The 2,558-nt window shown below is 53.7% G+C and carries 3 protein-coding genes; all 3 read left to right on the top strand.

Features of this window, described 5'->3' with window-relative positions:
• Positions 1-940: acyl-CoA dehydrogenase family protein (locus HMPREF2614_RS10875; RefSeq protein WP_210384468.1), on the top strand; the 940-nt coding region annotated here is incomplete at its 5' end.
• Entirely contained in the window at positions 934-1,383 is a 450-nt protein-coding gene (locus HMPREF2614_RS03810; RefSeq protein WP_049181401.1) for a thioesterase family protein, read from the top strand. The genes HMPREF2614_RS10875 and HMPREF2614_RS03810, both read left to right, overlap by 7 nt.
• Before the next feature lie 64 nt (positions 1,384-1,447).
• On the top strand, positions 1,448-2,407 hold the full coding sequence (gluQRS, locus tag HMPREF2614_RS03805) for a tRNA glutamyl-Q(34) synthetase GluQRS (protein ID WP_049181403.1): 960 nt from the start codon (positions 1,448-1,450) through the stop codon (positions 2,405-2,407).
• Positions 2,408-2,558 lie beyond the last annotated feature (151 nt).

Below are 2,558 nucleotides of genomic sequence, written 5' to 3'. Positions count from 1 at the left end.
CCCCGCTACGCACTCCGAAACCGGAAGAGCCGTTTTAGTGCAGTCCGTTCAGTTAGGATTAGCAGTATTCTTAAATGCGAGCAAGGAGCAGAAACAAGAATGGTTACCACCGCTGTGTAGCGGAGAGAAAATTTCCTCAATTTGCTTAACAGAGCCCGTATCCGGGTCGAATCTTGCGAAAATGGAGACACGGATACTTAAAGGGGCGATGGAGTCTTCCTTAGTGGGGAAGAAGGATTTTATCGTTAACTCGCATATAGCAGATGTGCATGGTGTTGTTGCTAGAAATGTTAATGGATCGGTAGGCGATAAGTTTTTTGCAGTTATTGTGCCGGCTGATTCGCGGAATATTCAGGCGGGAAACACGTATTTATTGCCGGGGCTTGAAGGAGTTAATATTGGAAGTGTTGAATTCGTTGATGGTTGCAGTGTGACCAATAACAATATCCTCTCCGACAAAGATGGATTGGAGGTAGCTCATCGTTCGATAACGCTGTTCGGAAAGCTCAACTTGGCAGCAGTTGCTTTGGGAATTCAGCAGAAGGCGTTGGATATTACCAAGGCATATCTAAGATCTGAAACGGGTAAGTTAAAAAACCTATCTCAAAAAAGTGCGATCCGTGGACTGCTTGGCAATGTCAATCGCCGATTTGTTATTTCAAACGCAGCGTGCGTTTCTGCAGCGGCTAGCTTAGATCGCGGAACGCCCAATGAGCCGCTAATCCTCGCAGCGAAAACCGAATCTGTTAACAGTGCAATTGCGACTGTAGTTGACTGCATGAACGTGCTTGGAGCGCGTGGCGGGCTGGTCGAAACTGGATTAACTGATTTGCTTTTAGCTGCAACTCAGATTCAGTATCCCGCTGGTACAGCAAGTGTAAATAATAAACGCCTAGCTGATGACTGCTTAGGTGCTTATAGAGAGGTAGGGTTATGGTAAAAAGTATTCTTGAAAAAACCTATGCTTTTAGGTATACAATCCCCGAAGGTAAGACAGTTCCCGATTTGTATCCCGACGAGGACGAATTTGCCTCAATGCCTCCGATATTTGCAACGGGTTTTACGGTGGGATTGTTGGAACTTGCCTGTATTAAGCACCTTGATTCTGAAAAACTATTGAACCCAGGAGAGATGAGCTTGGGGTTCGGTGTGAATATACGTCACACGGCTCCATGCACTGAGGGGGTTGAGCTTGAGGTGCGTGCAAAATGCATCATGCAGGCCAGAAATCGCTTTAAATGGGAAGTGTCTGCAACACTGGGTGAGCTAGTGATTGCCACTGGTGTCCATGAGCGGGTCTGCGTTAACAGGGACGTATTTACAAACGAGGTAGACAGAAGCATGAGTCTATATGGCGGTAAAACCCTGCGTGATGGACTTTAATCGCTAATTCCATTGCGGGATTCCAGTGAAGTGCGTTCAGCATATTTGGCGTTATTCTCGACCTATGTTTGGCTTCGCTCTTCAACCACATCAGAGACCTCCCACCGGCCGCTACGCCCCTTCGCCGACCGGTCGGCTGCACCTGGGAAACCTGCGCACCGCAGTGCTGGCCTGGGCGCACGCCCGCGCGCAGGGTGGCCGCTTCATCGTGCGTATCGAAGATATCGACCGCCAGCGCTCCCGCCCCGAGTATGAGGCGCAGCAGCTCGCCGATCTCGAGGCCATCGGCATCGACTGGGATGGCACGCCGGTCCGCCAGTCCGAACGCTCTGAGCTGTATGAATCCGCACTTGTCGACCTCACTCAGCGCGGCCTGACTTATCCCTGCTTCTGCACGCGCCGCGAAATCCTCGCCGCCTCCTCCGCGCCCCATGGCGTGCCAGGTCAGTATCCCGGCACGTGCCGTTCGCTTGACGACGAGCACCTCTCCGCGAAGAAGGCCGAATTTGCGGCGGCTGGGAGAAGGCCGTCGTTACGCCTGAAATCACAGGTGTGTGAGGGGACTGCGACCGATGAGCTGCATGGCGAGATTACCGCCCCGATCGATGACTTTGTCCTCCAGCGTGCCGATGGCATGTGGGCCTACAACCTCGCGGTCGTCGTCGATGATGCCGAGCAGGGTGTGACCGAGGTTGTGCGTGGCGATGATCTGATGTCCTCCGCCCCGCGCCAGGCGTACTTGGCTGGTCTTTTGGGGTATGCGACGCCTTCGTTCGTGCACGTTCCACTGGTGGTGAACTCTAAGGGGCGCCGGTTGTCCAAGCGTGATGGCGACGTGACTCTCGGCGAGGTGCCCGCGGATGCAGCGCAGCGGTGGATTCTGGGTTCGCTGAGTGGCGGTGGCGGTAACGGCAGTGATGGTGGCGATGGTAGTGATGGCGGCGCAGAACTTGACTCCATCGCTGACCTCCCGGAAGCTCTGCGTGCGGGTCTGGAAATTCCTCGCGGACAGGTGATTTTCTAGGGCCCGCCGAGAACTACGGCTAGTGCATACGTTAGGGGCAAGAGTGCGAAAGCAACTAGTGCCGTCGTAATTACCAAACCGTTTGACCGGGCTTTTAGCGCTGTTAGGAAGCCGATTAGGGGCTCTTCCGGTTTCGGAGTGCGTAGCGGGG

This window comes from Corynebacterium sp. HMSC074C11 (assembly GCF_001809455.1).
Taxonomy (GTDB): domain Bacteria; phylum Actinomycetota; class Actinomycetes; order Mycobacteriales; family Mycobacteriaceae; genus Corynebacterium; species Corynebacterium amycolatum.
This window is presented reverse-complemented; position numbering and strand designations above follow the sequence as displayed.

Bases quoted from the DNA above. Each gene is read 5' to 3' on its own strand.
- HMPREF2614_RS03810 (WP_049181401.1), top strand. From the start codon at position 934: ATGGTAAAAAGTATTCTTGAAAAAACCTATGCTTTTAGGTATACAATC.
- gluQRS (WP_049181403.1), top strand. From the start codon at position 1,448: ATGTTTGGCTTCGCTCTTCAACCACATCAGAGACCTCCCACCGGCCGC.